Annotated in this window: 17 protein-coding genes; 10 read left to right on the top strand and 7 right to left on the bottom strand. The window is 63.2% G+C overall.

Annotated features, from left to right (window positions below):
- Positions 1-79 precede the first annotated feature (79 nt).
- Positions 80-1597 (bottom strand): glycerol-3-phosphate dehydrogenase, encoded by a 1518-nt coding sequence (gene glpD, locus IB267_RS29120; protein ID WP_192450942.1) that lies wholly within the window; start codon positions 1595-1597, stop codon positions 80-82.
- Between the two features lie 131 nt (positions 1598-1728).
- Positions 1729-2493: a DeoR/GlpR family DNA-binding transcription regulator gene (locus IB267_RS29115; protein WP_034802440.1), complete on the bottom strand. Its 765-nt coding sequence runs from the start codon at positions 2491-2493 to the stop codon at positions 1729-1731.
- A gap of 172 nt (positions 2494-2665) precedes the next feature.
- Between IB267_RS29115 and IB267_RS29110 the strand changes: the two genes are divergently transcribed.
- The 7 genes from IB267_RS29110 (at position 2666) to IB267_RS29080 (ending at position 10658) form a co-directional block, all read left to right on the top strand.
- Positions 2666-3433 carry an SDR family NAD(P)-dependent oxidoreductase gene (locus IB267_RS29110; RefSeq protein ID WP_192450941.1) on the top strand — a complete coding sequence of 256 codons (768 nt, stop codon included), beginning with the start codon at positions 2666-2668 and terminating at the stop codon, positions 3431-3433.
- 144 nt (positions 3434-3577) lie between these two features.
- Complete coding sequence (locus IB267_RS29105) at positions 3578-4474, top strand: LysR family transcriptional regulator (protein ID WP_192450940.1); 897 nt, start codon at positions 3578-3580, stop codon at positions 4472-4474.
- A gap of 176 nt (positions 4475-4650) precedes the next feature.
- Positions 4651-5130, top strand: coding sequence for a formate dehydrogenase subunit gamma (locus tag IB267_RS29100; RefSeq protein WP_192450939.1), 480 nt, complete (start codon positions 4651-4653; stop codon positions 5128-5130).
- The gene (locus tag IB267_RS29095) at positions 5127-6683 is read left to right on the top strand and encodes an NADH-quinone oxidoreductase subunit NuoF (RefSeq protein ID WP_192450938.1); all 1557 of its coding nucleotides are present in this window, start codon (positions 5127-5129) and stop codon (positions 6681-6683) included. The genes IB267_RS29100 and IB267_RS29095 overlap by 4 nt, the downstream gene beginning before the upstream one ends.
- An 11-nt stretch (positions 6684-6694) precedes the next feature.
- Complete coding sequence (gene fdhF / locus IB267_RS29090) at positions 6695-9574, top strand: formate dehydrogenase subunit alpha (protein ID WP_192450937.1); 2880 nt, start codon at positions 6695-6697, stop codon at positions 9572-9574.
- A 21-nt stretch (positions 9575-9595) separates the two neighbouring features.
- On the top strand, positions 9596-10435 hold the full coding sequence (gene fdhD, locus IB267_RS29085; protein WP_192450936.1) for a formate dehydrogenase accessory sulfurtransferase FdhD: 840 nt from the start codon (positions 9596-9598) through the stop codon (positions 10433-10435).
- Entirely contained in the window at positions 10425-10658 is a 234-nt protein-coding gene (locus IB267_RS29080) for a formate dehydrogenase subunit delta (RefSeq protein ID WP_192450935.1), read from the top strand. The genes fdhD and IB267_RS29080 overlap by 11 nt, the downstream gene beginning before the upstream one ends.
- Before the next feature lie 145 nt (positions 10659-10803).
- Here the strand turns inward: IB267_RS29080 and IB267_RS29075 are convergent, their stop codons facing one another.
- The 4 genes from IB267_RS29075 to rocF all read right to left on the bottom strand — a co-directional run bounded on the left by IB267_RS29075 (position 10804) and on the right by rocF (position 15944).
- Positions 10804-12588: a PAS domain-containing methyl-accepting chemotaxis protein gene (locus tag IB267_RS29075; RefSeq protein ID WP_192450934.1), complete on the bottom strand. Its 1785-nt coding sequence runs from the start codon at positions 12586-12588 to the stop codon at positions 10804-10806.
- A 423-nt stretch (positions 12589-13011) separates the two neighbouring features.
- Positions 13012-13491, bottom strand: coding sequence for a chemotaxis protein CheW (locus IB267_RS29070; protein WP_034803080.1), 480 nt, complete (start codon positions 13489-13491; stop codon positions 13012-13014).
- A 296-nt stretch (positions 13492-13787) separates the two neighbouring features.
- Entirely contained in the window at positions 13788-14993 is a 1206-nt protein-coding gene (gene rocD, locus IB267_RS29065) for an ornithine--oxo-acid transaminase (RefSeq protein WP_192450933.1), read from the bottom strand.
- A gap of 27 nt (positions 14994-15020) precedes the next feature.
- The gene (gene rocF / locus IB267_RS29060) at positions 15021-15944 is read right to left on the bottom strand and encodes an arginase (RefSeq protein ID WP_192450932.1); all 924 of its coding nucleotides are present in this window, start codon (positions 15942-15944) and stop codon (positions 15021-15023) included.
- Between the two features lie 155 nt (positions 15945-16099).
- On the opposite strand from rocF, the gene IB267_RS29055 reads away from it, so the two are divergent.
- Both IB267_RS29055 and IB267_RS29050 read left to right on the top strand, forming a co-directional pair.
- Positions 16100-16534 carry an Lrp/AsnC family transcriptional regulator gene (locus IB267_RS29055; RefSeq protein ID WP_043614769.1) on the top strand — a complete coding sequence of 145 codons (435 nt, stop codon included), beginning with the start codon at positions 16100-16102 and terminating at the stop codon, positions 16532-16534.
- 111 nt (positions 16535-16645) lie between these two features.
- Positions 16646-17128: a VOC family protein gene (locus IB267_RS29050; protein ID WP_043614772.1), complete on the top strand. Its 483-nt coding sequence runs from the start codon at positions 16646-16648 to the stop codon at positions 17126-17128.
- A 50-nt stretch (positions 17129-17178) separates the two neighbouring features.
- Here IB267_RS29050 and IB267_RS29045 read toward each other — a convergent pair whose 3' ends face one another.
- The gene (locus tag IB267_RS29045) at positions 17179-17970 is read right to left on the bottom strand and encodes an APH(3') family aminoglycoside O-phosphotransferase (RefSeq protein ID WP_246810888.1); all 792 of its coding nucleotides are present in this window, start codon (positions 17968-17970) and stop codon (positions 17179-17181) included.
- Between the two features lie 233 nt (positions 17971-18203).
- On the opposite strand from IB267_RS29045, the gene IB267_RS29040 reads away from it, so the two are divergent.
- Positions 18204-18698, top strand: a complete 495-nt coding sequence (locus IB267_RS29040; protein WP_192450930.1) for a MerR family transcriptional regulator — start codon at positions 18204-18206, stop codon at positions 18696-18698.
- Positions 18699-18704 lie beyond the last annotated feature (6 nt).

Here is an 18704-nt window from a genome sequence, read left to right as displayed (position 1 = left end):
GGAAACGCTCTGTCTCATCGGTCTTCTGCATTTCCGGACGCGCGCGCCCGTTCTGGAAATGCGTTGCATGCGAGCGTTCTCAGGCGGCTGCGTTGGCCGCGCCCCGCATGTATTCCTCCAGCGCTACCGCCTCGCCCGGCGTCAGCTTCAATCCCAGCTTCGTGCGCCGCCACAGCACGTCCTCGGCGTGCCGTGCCCACTCCTGCGTCATCAGCCACTTGACCTCGGCCTCGTAGAGATTGGCACCGAAATGGTGACCAAGAGCGGCCTCGTTCGACGCCGAACCGAGCAGCGCTGCGGCGCGCGTGCCATAGAGGCGCACGAGGCGACGCGCATGCTGGCGCGCAAGGAAGGGATATTGCTTCTGCAGTCTTGCAACTTCGTCGCCGTAGCCCTGGGCAGGAAAATCGCCGCCCGGAAGCCTGGAGCCGGCCGTCCATTTCGACCCCTTGACGCCGATCGCCTCGCCGATCTTTTCGAGTGCGGACTCGCCGAGACGGCGGTAGGTCGTGAGCTTGCCACCGAAGACGTTGAGCAGCGGTGCCGCTCCCTTGTCGCCCTCGACCCGCAGCACGTAGTCGCGCGTTGCTTCCTGCGCCTTGCTGGCGCCGTCGTCGTAGAGCGGGCGAACGGCCGAATAGGTCCAGACGATATCGTCCTTCGTCACCGGCTCGAGGAAATATTCGCTCGCTGCCTGGCAGAGATAATCGACCTCGGTGTCGCTGATGCGCACATCGGCCGGGTTGCCGGTATAGTCGCGGTCGGTGGTGCCGATCAGCGTGAAGTCTTCTTCGTAAGGGATGGCGAACATGATGCGGCCATCCGGGTTCTGGAAGAAGTAGGCGCGCGGATCGTCGAACTTCTTCTTCACGACGATATGGCTGCCCTGCACGAGGCGGACATTGTGCACGTCGTTCTTGCCGAGTGCGCCCGAGAGCACCGCGTCGACCCAGGGGCCGGCGGCATTGACGAGCATGCGGGCCTTGAGCGTCTTGCGTTCGCCGGTTGCCTGGTTTTCGGTTTCGATCGTCCAGAGGGCGCCGTCGCGCCGTGCCGAGACGACGCGGGTGCGCGCCATGATGACGGCGCCGCGGTCGGCAGCGTCGCGGGCGTTGAGCACCACCAGGCGGGCGTCGTTGACCCAGCCGTCGGAATATTCGAACGCCTTGTTGAACAGGCGCTTCAGCGGCTTGCCGGCGGGATCGCGGTTCATGTCCAGCGTCGCCGTTGCCGGCAGCAGCTTGCGGCCGCCGATATGATCATAAAGGAAGAGGCCGAGGCGGATGAGCCAGGCCGGGCGCAGGCCGCCCTTGTGATAGGGCAGCACGAAGCGCATCGGCCAGATGACGTGCGGCGCCATCGCCCAGAGCACTTCCCGCTCCATCAGCGCTTCGCGCACGAGGCGGAATTCGTAATGTTCGAGGTAGCGCAGGCCGCCGTGAATGAGCTTGGTGGAGCCGGAGGACGTGCCGGAGGCGAAATCGTTCATTTCGGCCAAGGCGACCGAGTATCCACGGCCGACCGCGTCGCGCGCGATGCCGCATCCGTTGATGCCGCCGCCGATGACGAAGACGTCGTAGATTGCCTGCTCTGACACTGCTGTTTCCCCTCCACATTTCGCGATGCACAAATTGATGCATCAGCGAAAGTGAAATCAGTTAAAACGAAAACATATCGAATGTCAAACGAATGCACTGCGAATCTTAAGGGGTGGCTAAATCTCCCGTTTCAGGCGTCGGTTTCGATCAGGCGAACATCCTGTTCGACACAGATTTTCCTGACATTTTCGAGCGTACAGCGATCGGTGATGAAGGTCTGAACCTGCGAGATATGGCCGATGCGAACAGGCGCGGTTCTTTCGAACTTGGTCGAGTCGGAAACCAGAATGACATGGCGGGCATTGGCGATGATCGCCTGGGCGACTTTCACTTCGCGAAAATCGAAATCGAGAAGCGCGCCGTCATGATCGATCGCCGAGGCGCCGATGACGGCGAAGTCGACCTTGAACTGCTTGATGAAGTCGACGGCGGCCTCGCCGACGATGCCGCCGTCCGAGCCGCGCACGACGCCGCCCGTGATCACCACCTCGATCGAGGGGAAAACGCGTAAGCGGTTGGCGACATTGATGTTGTTGGTGATGACCATCAGTTCCTTGTGGTCGAGCAGAGCCTCGCCCACGGCTTCGGTCGTCGTGCCGATGTTGATGAAAAGCGACGCGTTGTCGGGGATGAGTTCGGCGGCGGCCTTGCCGATCGCCTGTTTCTCCGGTGCCGCGATCTGGCGGCGTGCGTCGTATTTGACGTTTTCCTTGCCGCTCGGGAAGATGGCGCCACCATGAATGCGGTTCAGGATCTTGGCGTCGCAGAGGTCGTTCAGGTCCTTTCGGATGGTTTGCGGCGTGACGGAAAAGCGCTGCGCCAGTTCCTCGACCAGCACCCGCCCCTCGCTTTTTGCCAGTTCCAGGATCTCCTCCTGCCGACCGGTCAAATACATTCCGTCCTCCCCATTTTCGTTTTGTTTCATAATATGCAAAAACGAAAGCCGTGCAATTTCAGAATCGGCGTTTGCGGCGAAATCGCTTTCGCAGCGAGGCCAGGGTGTCGGCGCGCGTTGCATTCGCTACGGCGATAGGCGACCCTGCCTTAGGAGTGAAGAGGGGAAAGACATGTTTCATCCGGCCTTGTTCAAGGGCATGACCGTCGTGATCACCGGTGCCGGGCGCGGCATCGGGCTGGAGGTTGCCCGCCAGTTCCTGGATTGCGGCGCGCATGTGCTCGTCCATGCCGGCCGGTCGATCGGCGACCTGCCCGATTTTCTCGAAACGGCGGCGACGGAAGGCCGGGCCTATGTGGCGACAGCGGACTTTCTCGCGCCGGATGGTGTCGAGGGGCTGGCCGATGTCGTGCGCAGCCGCTTCGAGAGTGTCGATATCCTGATCAACAATGCCGGAACGATGGTTGGCCGCTTTCCGGCGGCTGAACTGACCGACGAGCAGTACCAGACCGTCGTTCAGCTCAACCAGACGGCCGTCGTCGAGATGACGCGGGCGATGCTGCCGCTGTTGCGCAAGGGCACGCACCCGGCGATCGTCAACACCGTCTCGATCTCGGCGCTGACCGGCGGCAGCGCCGGGTCGTCGATCTATTCGGCGACGAAGGCCTTCGTCTCCACCTATTCCAAGGCCTTGGCGCGGGAACTTGCGCCTGAGGGCATCCGGGTCAACTGCGTTTCGCCCGGCACGATCACCACCGACTTCCACGAGCGCTACTCGTCGCCGGGGAAGCTGGAGGCGACGCGCAAGACCATTCCGCTCGGGCGGCTCGGGACGGCGGAAGACTGCGCACCGGCCTATCTCTTCCTCGCCTCGCATGCCTTGTCGGGCTACATCACCGGCCAGGTGCTGGAAGTGAATGGCGGGCAATTGATCGTGTGAACAGGGGATCAGCATTTGCCCCGCATCCACCTGCCGTCACCTTCTCTTGCAGGCTCTTACAGGCGGAGAGCAGGGATAAGCCGCACCGTATTCATTCGACCTTGACCGCAGGGTGAGGGCCAGACCAGTCCTCAAAGGGTAGCCATGATCGACAAGCTGGAAATGTTCCTCGTTCTTGCACGCGAACGGCACTTTGGCAGGGCGGCGGAGGAGTGCGGCGTGACGCAGCCGACGTTGTCGGCGGCCATTCGTCAGCTCGAGGATCAGCTCGGTGTCATGCTCGTCAGCCGCGGTTCGCGTTTTCAGGGGCTGACGCCCGAGGGGCAGCGGGTGCTCGAATGGGCGCGCCGCATCGTCGGCGATACCCGCACCATGCGCGAGGAGATGCGGGCGGCGCGCAAGGGTCTTTCCGGCCATATCCGGCTTGCCGCGGTGCCGACGACACTTGCCATGGTGCCGATGATCACGGCGCCGTTCCAGGAAAAGCACCCTGATGTCACCTTTTCCGTGCTGTCGACGACATCGGTGCAGATCCTGGCGTTGCTCGAAAATCTCGAGATCGATGCGGGGCTCACCTATCTGGAGAACGAACCGCTCGGCCGGGTGACCAGCGTTCCGCTCCAGATCGAGCGCTATCACCTCGTCACCGCCGCCGGAACGCCGCTTTCGGAGCGGGAAAGCGTGACGTGGAAAGAGGTTAGCGACGTTCGGCTTTGTCTATTGACGGCCGATATGCAGAATCGCCGTATCATCAACCAGCATTTCTCCGAAGCGGGCGCCGTCGCCAAGCCGACGCTCGAATCGAACTCGATGATCGTGCTTTTTTCCCACGTGCGCACCGGTCGCTGGGCCAGCATCATGCCGTTCAACGTCGCGAAATCATTCGGTTTTCACGAGGATATCCGGATGATCCCTATCGTCGATCCGGACGCCCGTCACACCGTCGGTCTGGTTGCGACGCATCGTGAGCCGTTTACGCCGCTGGTCTCGGCCTTGCTCCACGAAGCACGCATTCTCGGCGAGCGAAATCAGGTTCAATAGATTTTTTCTATCGACCGACGGAACAGCGTTATTGACCCATGCGGCCATAAGCGCGAAGCTTTTTGATCATGGCCGGAGACCGCCGAGGAACGGCCTTCGCCAGAAGTGAAATGTCGGCTGTGCCGGTCGCCCGTTTCGGGTGCTGCCGCCTCGCCCACGAGCCGGGAGGGCTCCCGTTGAACATCCATCAGCCGCGTGCCGATATCGCGGAGACCACGCTCGCCATCGTCGAGGAGCTGAAGAGGCTCGAAGGGCCCTTGCTGCCGATCCTGCACGAGCTGCAGGAAGAGTTCGGCTACGTGCCGCAGGAATGTCTTCCGGTGATTGCCCGCGAACTCAACCTCTCGCGCGCCGAAGTTTACGGAGTCATGAGCTTCTACCATGATTTCCGCGAGCACCCGGCCGGGCGTCACGTGCTGAAGCTCTGTCGCGCCGAAGCTTGCCAGTCGATGGGCGGCGACGCGCTTGCCGAACGCGCCAAGCGGCTGCTCGGTATCGATTTTCACGAGACGACGCCTGACGGAGCCGTGACACTGGAGCCGGTCTACTGTCTCGGGCTCTGTTCCTGCGCACCCTCCGCCATGCTGGACGGAGAGGTGCATGCCCGCGTCGACGCCACTGACCTCGAAGCACTCGTTCAGGAGGCGCGGCGATGACGGTGAAGATCTACATCCCGCGCGATGCGGCAGCGATCGCGCTCGGTGCCGAGAAGGTCGTAAAGGCGATGAGCGAGGCGGTCGAAGCCCGCGGCCTCGACGCCGTGATCGTTCGCAACGGCTCGCGTGGCATGCATTGGCTGGAACCCCTGGTCGAGGTGGAAACCGCCGGCGGCCGCGTGGCCTATGGCCAGGTCAAGGCGCGTGACGTGACCTCGCTGCTCGATGCCGGCCTACTCGAGGGCGGCGATCACGCACTCTGTCTCGGAAAGACCGAGGAGATCCCCTTCCTCAAGCAGCAGACGCGTCTGACCTTTGCTCGCTGCGGCATCATCGATCCGCTGTCGCTCGACGATTACCAGGCCCATGGCGGGCTCGCTGGGCTGCGCAACGCCATTGCCATGGCGCCGCAGGACATCGTCGCCCAGGTGACCGAAAGCGGCCTTCGCGGTCGCGGCGGCGCGGGCTTTCCGACCGGCATCAAGTGGAAGACCGTTCTCGATGCGGTGGGTGCGCGCAAGTACATCGTCTGCAACGCCGACGAGGGCGACAGCGGCACCTTCGCCGACCGGATGATCATGGAAGGCGATCCCTTCGTCTTGATCGAGGGCATGGCGATCGCCGGCATCGCGACCGGCGCCACCAAGGGCTTCATCTATACCCGCTCGGAATACCCGCATGCGATCGCGGCGATGGCCGCGGCGATCGAGATCGCCCGCAAGGCCGGTGTGCTCGGGCCTTCGGTGCTCGGCTCCGGCAGGGCTTTCGATATGGAAGTGCGCGAGGGCGCCGGCGCCTATGTCTGCGGCGAGGAAACGGCGCTTCTGAACAGCCTCGAAGGCAAGCGCGGCATCGTGCGCGCCAAGCCGCCGCTTCCGGCCCACAAGGGGCTGTTTGACTGTCCGACCGTGATCAACAACGTGATCTCGCTCGCCTCCGTCCCCGTCATCATGGACAAGGGCGCTGCCTATTACCGCGACTTCGGCATGGGCCGGTCGCGCGGCACGATCCCGATCCAGATCGCCGGCAACGTCAAGCATGCCGGCCTCTATGAGACCGCCTTCGGCTTGGCGCTTGGCGAGATCATCGATCATATCGGCGGCGGCACGGCGAGCGGCCGGCCGGTGAAGGCGGTGCAGGTCGGCGGCCCGCTCGGCGCCTATTTTCCCCGTGCGCTGTTCGATACGCCGTTCGACTATGAGGCCTTTGCGGCGCGAGACGGCCTCATCGGCCACGCCGGCATCGTCGTTTTCGACGATACGGTCGACATGCTCAACCAGGCCCGTTTCGCGATGGAGTTCTGTGCCGTTGAAAGCTGCGGCAAGTGCACGCCGTGCCGCATCGGTTCGACCCGCGGTGTCGAGGTCGCCGACAAGATCGCCGCCGGCATCGAGCCGGAAAAGAACCGCGAGCTGCTCGCCGATCTCTGCAACACGATGAAGTTCGGTTCGCTCTGTGCGCTGGGCGGTTTCACGCCCTATCCCGTCATGAGCGCGATGACCCATTTCCCGGATGATTTTCAGCCGGCACCGCGCGTTGAAGCGGCGGAGTGAGGAGGAAGACCATGTCTCTCATTCATGAAATCGACTACGGCACTCCTGCTTCCAAGTCCGAAAAGCTGGTGACGCTGACGATCGACGGCCGCGAGGTCACGGTGCCCGAGGGTACTTCGATCATGCGGGCGGCGATGGATGCTGGCATCGAGGTGCCGAAGCTCTGCGCGTCGGACATGATGGATGCCTTCGGCTCCTGCCGGCTTTGTCTCGTCGAGATCAAGGGGCGCAACGGCATGCCGGCCTCTTGCACGACGCCGGTTGCGGCCGGCATCGAGGTCTCCACCCAGACGCCCCGGCTGAAGGATGTGCGGCGCGGGGTGATGGAACTCTACATCTCCGACCATCCGCTCGACTGTCTGACCTGTGCGGCCAACGGCGATTGCGAGTTGCAGGACATGGCCGGTGCCGTGGGCCTGCGCGACGTGCGCTACGGCTATGAGGGTGAGAACCATGTCACCGCGCGCAACAATGGCGAGATCAACGCCAAGTGGATGCCGAAAGACGATTCCAATCCCTATTTCACCTATGATCCGGCCAAATGCATCGTCTGTTCGCGTTGCGTGCGCGCCTGCGAGGAAGTGCAGGGTACCTTCGCGCTGACGATCGGCGGCCGTGGCTTCGACAGCCGCGTTTCGGCCGGCATGGCGGAAGACTTCCTGTCGTCGGAATGCGTCTCCTGCGGCGCCTGCGTGCAGGCCTGCCCGACCGCGACGCTCACCGAAAAGTCGGTGATCGAGATCGGCCAGCCGGAGCATTCCGAGGTGACGACCTGCGCCTATTGCGGCGTCGGCTGCTCGTTCAAGGCGGAAATGCGCGGCGAAGAACTGGTGCGCATGGTGCCTTGGAAGGACGGCCAGGCCAACCGCGGCCACTCCTGCGTCAAGGGCCGCTTCGCCTATGGCTATTCCAACCACAAGGACCGCATCCTCAACCCGATGATCCGCGAGAAGATCTCCGATCCCTGGCGCGAGGTTACCTGGGAGGAGGCCTATGCGCATGTGGCCTCCGAGTTCCGGCGGATCCAGTATCAGTACGGCCGCGATTCCGTTGGCGGCATCACCTCGTCGCGCTGCACCAATGAAGAGACCTATCTGGTGCAGAAGCTGGTGCGCGCCGGCTTCGGCAACAACAACGTCGACACCTGCGCTCGCGTCTGCCACTCGCCGACAGGCTACGGCCTCGGCCAGGCCTTTGGCACCTCTGCCGGCACGCAGAACTTCGATTCGGTCGAGTTCACCGACGTTGCCGTCATCATCGGCGCCAATCCGACCGATGGCCATCCGGTCTTCGGTTCGCGACTGAAGAAGCGCTTACGCGAAGGCGCCAAGCTGATCGTCATCGATCCGCGTCGCACCGACATCGTGCGCTCGCCGCATGTGGAGGCGGCCTATCACCTGCCGCTGCAGCCCGGCACCAATGTCGCCATCTTGACCTCGATCGCCCATGTGATCGTCACTGAAGGCCTCACCAACGAGAAGTTCATCCGCGAGCGCTGCGACTGGTCGGAATACGAGGACTGGGCGTCCTTCGTCGCCGAGCCCTACCACAGCCCGGAGGCGACCGAAGCCTATACCGGCGTGCCCGCCGATCTGGTGCGTGGTGCCGCAAGGCTCTACGCCACCGGCGGCAACGGCGCGATCTATTACGGTCTCGGTGTTACCGAACACAGCCAGGGCTCGACGACGGTCATGGCGATCGCCAACCTCGCCATGGTCACCGGCAACATCGGCCGGCCGGGCGTCGGCGTGAACCCGCTGCGCGGCCAGAACAACGTGCAGGGTTCCTGCGACATGGGTTCGTTCCCGCACGAACTGCCAGGCTACCGCCACATCTCCGACGATGCGACCCGCGAAACCTTCGAGAAGCTCTGGGGCGTCGAGATCTCCAACGAGCCGGGCCTGCGCATCCCCAACATGCTCGACGCTGCGGTCGACGGCACGTTCAAGGCGCTCTACATCCAGGGCGAGGACATCCTGCAGTCCGACCCGGACACCAAGCATGTGGCCGCCGGCCTCGCCGCGATGGAATGCGTCGTCGTGCACGACCTGTTCCTGAACGAAACGGCCAACTACGCGCATGTCTTCCTGCCGGGCTCGACCTTCCTCGAAAAGGACGGCACGTTCACCAATGCCGAGCGCCGCATCAACCGTGTGCGCAAGGTGATGACGCCGAAGAACGGTTATGCCGACTGGGAGGTCACGCAGAAGCTCGCTCAGGCCATGGGCCTCAACTGGAACTACCGCCATCCGTCCGAGATCATGGACGAGATCGCCGCGACGACGCCGAGCTTCGCGCTCGTCTCCTACGACTATCTCGAGAAAATGGGCTCGGTGCAGTGGCCCTGCAACGAGGCGCATCCCGAGGGTTCGCCGATCATGCATGTCGACGGCTTCGTGCGCGGCAAGGGCAAGTTCATTCGCACCGAATATGTGGCGACCGACGAACGCACCGGCCCGCGTTTCCCGCTGCTTTTGACCACCGGCCGTATCCTCAGCCAATACAATGTCGGCGCCCAGACGCGGCGCACCGACAACGTCGTGTGGCATGCGGAAGACCGGCTGGAGATCCACCCGCACGACGCCGAGCAGCGCGGCATCCGTGATGGCGACTGGATCCGGCTCGCAAGCCGCGCCGGCGAGACGACCCTGCGTTCGCTGATCACCGATCGCGTCGCGCCCGGCGTCGTCTACACCACCTTCCACCACCCATCGACGCAGGCGAACGTCATCACGACCGACTTCTCCGACTGGGCGACCAACTGCCCGGAATACAAGGTGACGGCGGTGCAGGTGATGCCGTCCAACGGTCCTTCGGACTGGCAGGTGGACTATGACGAGCAGGCTCGCCAGTCGCGCCGGATTTCCGGCAAGCTGGAGGCGGCGGAGTGATGGCCCGCACTGCGATCGATCATGGCGACGTTTAAGACATCCAAGACCGTTCCCGAGGCCGCCCGCCGCAACGGCGCGCTTCGGGAAGGTGCGCGCGCCGTGCCGGAGGAGACGCCGGTCGCTTTCAGCTATGGCGGCTCGACCCATGCGGTGATGATGGCGACACCCGGCGATCTCGAGGATTTCGCCGTCGGCTTCAGCCTGACCGAGGGCATCATTACCGATCCCGGCCAGATCGAAACGGTGGAGATCGTCTCCGAGACGGTCGCCGGCAATCTCGGCATCGACCTGCAGATCGTGCTTCAGGACGAAGAGAACGACATGCTGCGCCAGCGCCGACGGCACATGGCGGGGCCTGTCGGCTGCGGCCTTTGCGGCATCGAATCGATCGAGCAGGCGGTACGGCCGACGCCGGACGTTTCCCGTTCGAGATTGACACTGTCGCAGGAGGACGTGGTTTCGGCCGTGTCGCTGCTTAACGGCCAGCAGCCGCTCCATTTCGAGACGCGGGCCGTGCACGGTGCCGCTTTCTATGTGCCTGGCCGCGGGCTGATCGCAGTGCGCGAGGATGTCGGCCGCCACAATGCGCTCGACAAGTTGATCGGTGCTTCGGCACGCGCCGGTTTCAAGGGCAGCGAGGGCGCCGTCGTCGTCACCAGCCGAGTCTCCGTCGAGATGGTGCAGAAGACGGCGGTCGTCGGCAGCCCCGTGATCATTGCCATCTCGGCGCCGACGGCGCTCGCCATCCGCACCGCCGAAGCCGCAGGCATGACGCTGATTGCGCTCGTGCGCGGCGACGAGTTCGAGATTTTCACCCATGCCGAACGCATCAAGTCCGGAGCTGCCGTCGATGTCGCATGACAATACCAACGCCAAGCTGATCTACATGGCGAACCAGATCGCCACCTTCTTCAAGAGCCAGCCGTCGAGCGAGGCGGCGCAGGGCGTCGCCACCCATATCAACAAGTATTGGGAGCCGCGCATGCGGCGCAAATTGTTCGAGCATATCGACAAGGGCGGCGAAGGCCTGACGCCGCTGGTGCTGGAGGCGGCCGCAAAGATCAAGCGTCCGGAAGCGGCTTAGACTGTCTCCTTTACCCGCCAGAGCTTCTGCGCGCTCATCGACAGCCCGTTTTCCTAAGCAAGCACTCTTCCGAAAAGATTTAAGGGAAGGCGGCTACCGGTAGCCGCCTTCCCCATTCCCGAGCGCGGGGTGCAGGGATGTGCGCTCAGAAATTCTGCCAGCCATCCGCGGCCGGTGCCGCAGCGAGGCTCGTTCGTTGGCCGCCGCGCAAGGCGCGGGCGGTGGCGTGCAGGCGTGACGGCTGCGCGCGATCTTCGATGTGGCGGTTTGCGTCGACGACCTGGGCCTGCTCGCCGTAGCGGAACTGGCGGAGCAGTTCGTGCAGCGCTTCCGCCTCGCGGGCCATGGCGTGGCTGGCCGCCGTGCTTTCCTCGACCATGGCGGCGTTCTGTTGGGTCGCCTGGTCCATCGAGTTGACCGCCTGGTTGATCTCCTTGAGACCGGTCGACTGTTCGCGGGCGGCTTCGACGATCGCCGAGACGTTGGCGTTGATCTCCTGAACCTGGACGAGGATTTCCTCGAGCGCCGCCCCGGTCTGGCCGACCAGCGACACGCCGTTCTTGACGTGCTCGGTGGAGGTGCCGATCAGCGCCTTGATGTCCTTGGCGGCACTGGCCGAACGCTGCGCCAGTTCGCGCACCTCCTGGGCGACGACGGCGAAGCCCTTGCCGGCCTCACCGGCCCGCGCCGCTTCGACGCCGGCGTTCAGCGCCAAAAGGTTCGTCTGGAAGGCGATGTCGTCGATCACGCCGATGATGTTGGAAATTTCGCGGGACGACTGTTCGATCTGGTCCATGGCGCCGATCGCGCTCTTGACCACATTGCCGGAGCGTTCGGCACCGGCCTTGGTCTTGGCGACCAGGCCTCCCGCCTCCTCGGCGCGGCGGCTGGAGTCCGAGACGGTCGTGGTAATCTCGTCGAGCGCTGCGGCGGTCTCTTCCACGGACGCGGCCTGCTGTTCGGTGCGTTTCGACAGGTCGTCGGCGGCGGCCCGGATTTCGCGGGCGCCGGAGGCGATCGCGCTGGCATTGTCGCCGACGGTCCGCATCGCCCCGCGCAGCTTGGCGGTCGCGTCGTTGAAGTCTGTGCGCACCGCTTCCATGCTCGGCACGAAGGGCGTGTCGAGGTTTCGCGTCAGATCGCCTTCGGCGAGCGCCCGCAGGCCGGCTCCGAGGCTGTTGATGGCGCTCATGCGCTCGCTGACATCGGTCGCGAACTTGACGACCTTGTAGACCTTGCCGCTGAAGTCGCGGATCGGGTTATAGGCTGCCTGGATCCAGATTTCCTTGCCACCCTTGCCGTAGCGCACGAACTCGTTGGAGAAGAACTCGCCGGCGGCGAGCCGTTTCCAGAAGTCGGCATATTCGGCGGTGCGGGCATAGTTGGGCTCGCAGAACATGCTGTGGTGCTTGCCCTGGATTTCCTGGAGGCTGTAGCCGAGCGCGGCGCAGAAGTTTTCGTTGGCGGTCAGGATCTCGCCCAATGGCGTGAACTCGATCACGGCCTGGGAGCGGGAAATCGCGTCGAGCTTGCCGGCATCTTCCGTGGCTCTCGCCTTGGCGGCGGTGATGTCGCTGGCGAACTTGACCACCTTGTAGGGCTTGCCGTTGCGAAGCACCGGGTTGTAGGTCGCCTGGATCCAGATTTCGCGGCCACCCTTGGCGACACGTTTGTAGGCATTGACGTCGAATTCGCCGCGGCCGAGCCGGGCCCAGAAGTCGCGGTATTCCTGCGTCTGGGCGTAGTCGGCGGAGCAGAACATGCGGTGGTGCTGGCCGACGATTTCGCTGAGGCCGTAACCAAGGGCCTGGCAGAAATTCTCATTGGCAGTCAGGATCTTGCCGGTCAGGTCGAACTGGATGATGGCCTGCGACTTCGAGAGCGCGGCGATGATCTGGTTCGCGTCTGCAATTTTTCCGAGAGCGAACATTGTAACCCTCTTCTCGTTTGGTGGCTCAAGCCGGGGGCTTCGTGCCTTCCTTGACAGGGCTTGCGGGGCCGAAGCGGCGCAACGCCCGGACTAAGACAAATGCCGGCCTGCCGAAAATTGTCTGGTCGTCCCACGCCGACCCGCCGGGGTCAGCGATTTCGTGCTTCGTGAGGGGAGTTCGAACTGTCGGGCTTCATGCCCAAGGCGCCGTGTTTATGCAATCTAGGTTAGTGATATGACTATTAAGCATGTGTTAAAATAGCAACTATCAAATTTCAGTTGTAAGAACTCATAGGTCCCAATTTTAGTTGAATTAGTCTCTCCTGCTTTTCTAAAGTATTGCCCTCTGGCTGAGCAAATAACCAACAAAAAAGCCGCCCGACGAGACGTCGGACGGCCTTGAATGTCGCCTGACCTGTTGCTTTAGGCGGCCAGTTCCTCGACTTCTCGTTCCTTGAACATCCGGGCGAGGTTCAGGAAGCAGATCATGCCGGTTTCGTTGGCAATGATGCCTTCGGCGAAACTCTTGTCGAAGGAGGCCGTGACTTCCGGCACCGGCTGCACCTGGCTGCCCTGGACCGTGAGAATGTCCGACACGCGGTCGACGACGAGGCCGATCACCATGTTGTGCACTTCGGCGACGACGATGGCGCTGCGCTCGTTGGCGGTGGTCGATTTCATGCCGAGCTTGTGGGCGAGGTCGATGATCGGGATCACCGTGCCGCGCAGGTTCATGACGCCGATCACTTCCGGCGGCGAATGCGGGATGGGCGTCGAGGGCGCCCAGCCGCGGATTTCACGGATCGTCGTCGTCTTGACGCAGAATTCCTGATCGTGGAGGCGGAACGCAATGATTTCCAGCGTCTCGCCGTCGAACCCGGCCGTCCTGAGTGTGCTTGTCATCGAAGGTCCTTCCAGCTTTCCGGTCGACGCCTCTGGGCGCGACATCGCCAAACTCCAGATCTCTCCGCATGGCTGACGGCGCGTGAGGCGCGGCCAATGATCCTTAAAGGAGAGATCCTTCCAGTCCGCCGATTACATCCGGCAGGGCGCAGCTGCATCATGCGCGGAGGAACCGCTTTGCGCTTTGGGAAAGGACTATAGGCCGGAATTCGTTAAGACTTGCTTTTGCAAGAGCTTAAAGACATTGCGCCCCGGTTGAAGCCGGGGCGCGATTGAAGGCGTCGGAACCACGACGATCAGGCGCAAGCGAGAACCTTGGCAAACTGTTCGACCGCCCAATCCACCTGCTCGGCAGTGATGACGAGCGGCGGCGCGATGCGGATGGTGTCGCCGTGGGTGTCCTTGGCAAGGATGCCGAGCCCTTTCAGCGCTTCGCAATACTTGCGGGCGCCGCCGGCTTCCGGCACCAGTTCCACCGCCAGCATCAGGCCGCGACCGCGCACTTCCTTGATGATGTTGGAACGGATGTCGGTGAGGCCCTTCTGGAAGCGTTCGCCCATCTTGGCCGAGTTTTCGATCATGCCTTCTTCCGTCAGCGCTTTCAGCGCAGCGCGGGCAATGGCGCAGGCGAGCGGATTGCCGCCGAAGGTCGAGCCGTGCTGGCCGGGCTTCAGGACGCCGAGCACTTCGGAGTTCGAAAGCACGGCCGAGACGGGGTAGAAACCGCCTGATAGAGCCTTGCCGATCAGCGTCACGTCGGCTTCGATCGCCTCATGCTCTTCGGCAAGCAGCTTGCCGGTGCGGCCGAGACCGGTCTGGATCTCGTCGAGGATCAGCGTGATGCCGTGCTTGGTGCAGAGTTCGCGCACCGTCGTGAAGTAGCCGACCGGCGGTACGATGACGCCGGCTTCGCCCTGGATCGGCTCGACGAGGAAGGCAACGGTGTTTTCGTTGATCGCCGCGCGGAAGGCGTCGATGTCACCGAAAGGCACTACGCGGAAGCCGGGCGCGAACGGGCCGAAACCGGTGCGGGCGTCCGGGTCGGTGGAGAAGCCGACGATGCCCATGGTGCGGCCGTGGAAGTTGTTGGAGCAGACGATGATTTCGGCCTTGTTCTCGGCAACGCCCTTGACCTCATAGCCCCACTTGCGCACTGCCTTGACGGCGGTTTCGACGGCTTCCGCGCCGGAGTTCATCGGCAGCACCTTGTGCGAGCCGGTGAGCGCTGCGATCTCTTCGTAGAAATGCGCCAGCTGGTCGTTGCGGAAGGCGCGGGAGGTCAGCGTCAGCTTCTGCGCCTGCTCCATCATCGCCTGCAGGATCTTCGGGTGGCAATGGCCCTGGTTCACGGCGGAGTAGGCCGAGAGACAGTCGAGGTAGCGATTGCCCTCCATGTCCCAGACATAGACGCCTTCGCCGCGCGAGAGCACCACGTCGAGCGGCTTGTAGTTATGGGCGCCGAGCCGGTATTCGGTTTCGATCAGGGCTGCCGTCGTGTTCATATATCGTCCTCCGTTTGTCTTTTTTTCTCAGGCGCTGCGGGTCGGCCGGTCGAGAACGCGGCGGCCGAAGAGGCTTGCCGTCAGTTCGACCAGGACGCGCGCGCTCTTGCCGCGGTCGTCGAGGAAGGGGTTGAGCTCGACGACGTCGAGCGAGGAAACAAGCCCGCTTTCCCAGAGCATTTCCATGATCAGGTGCGCTTCGCGGAAGGTGGCGCCGCCGGGAACGGTGGTGCCGACGCCGGGCGCAAGGTCTGGATCCATGAAGTCGACGTCGAGGCTGACATGCAGCAGGCCGTTGGCGGCGCGAACCTCTTCGAGGATCTGGCGCATGATATGGGCCATGCCGAGTTCGTCGACGGCGCGCATGTCATAAACGCGGACGCCATGCTCGGCGATCTCTTCACGCTCGCGGTCGTCGACCGAGCGGATGCCGACCTGGAAGACCTTGGTTGGGTCGACGAGCAAACGGTCGGACGGCAGGATCGGGGCGAATTCCGCCTGGCCGCAGAAAAAGGCGACCGGCATGCCGTGCATGTTGCCGGAGGGCGAGGTCGACGGCGAGTTGAAGTCGGCATGGGCGTCGAGCCAGAGCACGAAGAGCGGTCGGCCGACGTCGGCGGCGTAGCGCGCCATGCCGGAGACGCTGCCCATGGAAAGCGCGTGGTCGCCACCCAGGATGATCGGGAAGTGGCCCTTGCGCACCGTGTCGTGCACCGAATCATGCAGCGCACGGGCGAAGGCTGCGACGATCTGCAGGTTGTTGGCGCCCGGGTGGTTGGCAAGGTCGCGGGCCGGCAGCGGCTTGACGTCGCCTTCGTCGTGAACGGTATGGCCGAGGTCGCGCAGCACGGTGTCGATGCCGGCGATGCGCAGGGCCGTCGGGCCCATGGCCGCGCCGCGCCGTCCAGAACCTTCCTCGATGGGTGCGCCGATCAGCGTGATGGTCGTCATGTCCGCCCGATTCCTTCTCAAGATAATTCCCATGTGATCCCGTTCGGGATGTGTGGATTATGGCGAAAATGGGCGTCAGCAAAAAGATGGAAAACTGCCGATTAGTGAGCTAAATTCGACAGATTGATAAGTCCCATTTTGCAAAGTGACAGGCAATGGATGATCTCGACCAGGCGCTCATCAGCGCTCTGCGCCAGAATGCGCGCATTCCCGTTTCGACGCTATCGGAAATGACGGGCGTGTCGCGGGCGACGGTCGCTGCCCGCATCGACAGGCTGGTCGCCAACGGCACGATCGCCGCCTTTACCATCCGCACCGGTGCGGAAATCCCGGCTTCGGGGGTTCGTGCCGTGGTCATGATCGAGGTGCACGGCAAGATGGCCGACCGTGTTGCCGAGCAGTTGCGCGGCCTGCCGCAGGTGCGCGCGCTGCACAGCACCAATGGACGTTGGGACTTTATCGCCGAGCTTCAGGACCGCGATCTCGTCTCCTTCGACGAGACGCTGCGGCGCATCCGTCTGATCGACGGCATCACCGTCACGGAGACGAATATTCTGTTGAAAACCAGCAAGATGACCGGCGCATTCTGAACGTTTCGGGCGGCTCGAACCGGCGAGGAAAATGCCTCTCGGAGTCGAATTGTTCTTGATTTGTTCTCATGTTCCGCTATGATGGCCGCCTCACCCAAGATGGAGGATGTCATGGTTGCCAATGGCGGCAGGCTTGCCGATCGGCAGATCTGTGTGAAGCTGTTCGTCAGGCATGGCGACGAGGATCGCGCTATCGCCTTCTATCGCGAAGCGCTCGGTGCCGAACTGCTGCAGCGGCATGAATGGCCGAGCGGCATTCTGACGAGTGCGGACTTGAGGATCGGGGAATCGGTGTTTCGGATTGCCGGGGCCAACCCGCGCCGCGATGCCGAGCCCAAGCTTGGCGGGCCGCGCTCGCCGCATGCGCTCGGCACGACGGCGGTGATCCTGGAACTGCATGTGCGCGACGTCGATCGCGTCATCGGCCGGGCGATCGGCGCCGGAGCAAGCCTTCGCAATGCGGCCGAAACCTTGTCGACGGGCGATCGTGTCGGCGCCTTCATCGATCCGTTCGGCCATATCTGGGCGTTGTTCAACGCCATGGAAGATGCCGATATCGTCGACCTGAGCATCGAGGCCCGCAACGCCGCCTGAGGCGTTGCGGGCCTTTCGCTATCTGGGCATATGCTTTGATGGCTACGCGATCAGAAGAACTCATCGAGCAGGCAGTAGAAGTCGCGTTTCTCGGAATCGTCCTTGTCGATACCGTAGCGGGTCAGAAACGGCTGAACCCATTCCTCGCCGAGATTGTAGGCGACGCTGCGGCAGGCGAGTGCGATGTCCTGATAGGGGTCGGCGACGCCCAGCCGGCTGCAATCGATGAAGCCGGAAAACAGGCCGTTCTTCTCGATGATGTTCGGCAGGCAGGCGTCGCCATGGGTGACGACGAGCTTGCCGGCTTGGGGCATGCGCGCCTGCAGTTCGGCAAAGAGATCCGCCGCCGTGCGGCCGAGCCGCGTTTCGTCGAAGTCGCTCTCGTCGATCACGCCGGCCTGGGTGCGTGCTTTCGCGATGGCGATGCGCTTTTCGATCCGATGATCGAAGGGGCAGTTGGCGATATCCAGCGCATGCAGTCGCTTCAGGGCGTCGGCAAGGATGACGACCTGGTCCTTGGGCGACAATGTCGTGGAGGCGAGGTCTGTCCCTTCCACGGCCTGCAGCAGAAGCCAGTTGGTTTGCGCGCCGAAGGAGCGGGCGATCACCTGGGGGCAGGGCACATCCTTTGATGCCAGCCAATCAAGCCGCGCAGCCTCGTCGACGAACTCGCCGAACGGGCCGGCTTCCTCGAGTTTCAGAACCAGCATGGGACGATCGGGCGCCTTGAGGAGAAAGATGCTCGAGTCGGATTGCCCGAGCAGATCACGGTTCCACTGATAGCCGTCGACGAAGGGGTGGAATTGGGCGGGCAGTTGGGGATGCGGAAAAGAAGAGGGCAAGGCAATCACCTGAAAAAGGAATGAAACAAATGGGGCGTGCGGTCGCGCGCCGACACCGATGTAGGTTCGGCAAAGTGGCAATTCCACGGAGCGATCTCGGAAGTTTTCGACACCGCCTGAGCGCAAATCGCCTTTCATGGTGCGTCTTCGTCAAATCTCCATCAAAACTTCGCAAAGCCCGCTCGGGCTGACCGCAAAGTCACCTTTTTTGAACGTGTTTCGAAGAGGTGCTCATGGGCGTGAACCACGATGAACTGCTGTCGGCTGCCGAATGCGCCGACCGCCTCGGCCTAACCATCCGCGCTCTCAAGGTCTATGAGGATCGCGGCCTGATCTCGCCGCGGCGGACGGAGAAGAAGTGGCGGCTCTATGGTGCCGTCGAAATCGCGCGGCTGACCGAAATCCTGGCGCTGCGACGGCTTGGCCTCAGCCTCACCCGGATTACCGAGATGCTTGCCGGTACCGCGCCGGCCCTTGGGCAAACGCTTGCCGTCCAGCAATCGGCATTCTTGGACCTGCGCGACCGTGTCGAACACAGCCTGTCCTTGATCGATGCGGCGCTCGAGAAGATCGAGCGGGGCGATGCTCTCTCTATCGACGAACTCGTCGCGCTTGCCCGAAGGACCGAGATGACGAGCCTGTCGCCCGACGCCGTCGCGTGGAGCCGCTACGAGCAGACGCGCCCGCGCCGCGAGGCCTCCTTCGTTCCCGAGAACGGCTGGGCCTGAAACAGG

Origin of the sequence: Ensifer sp. ENS09 (assembly GCF_014852425.1) — a bacterium.
In the GTDB taxonomy this organism is placed as follows: domain Bacteria; phylum Pseudomonadota; class Alphaproteobacteria; order Rhizobiales; family Rhizobiaceae; genus Ensifer.
The sequence above is the reverse complement of the archived record's forward strand: the minus strand, read 5'-3'. Positions and strand labels throughout refer to the sequence as shown.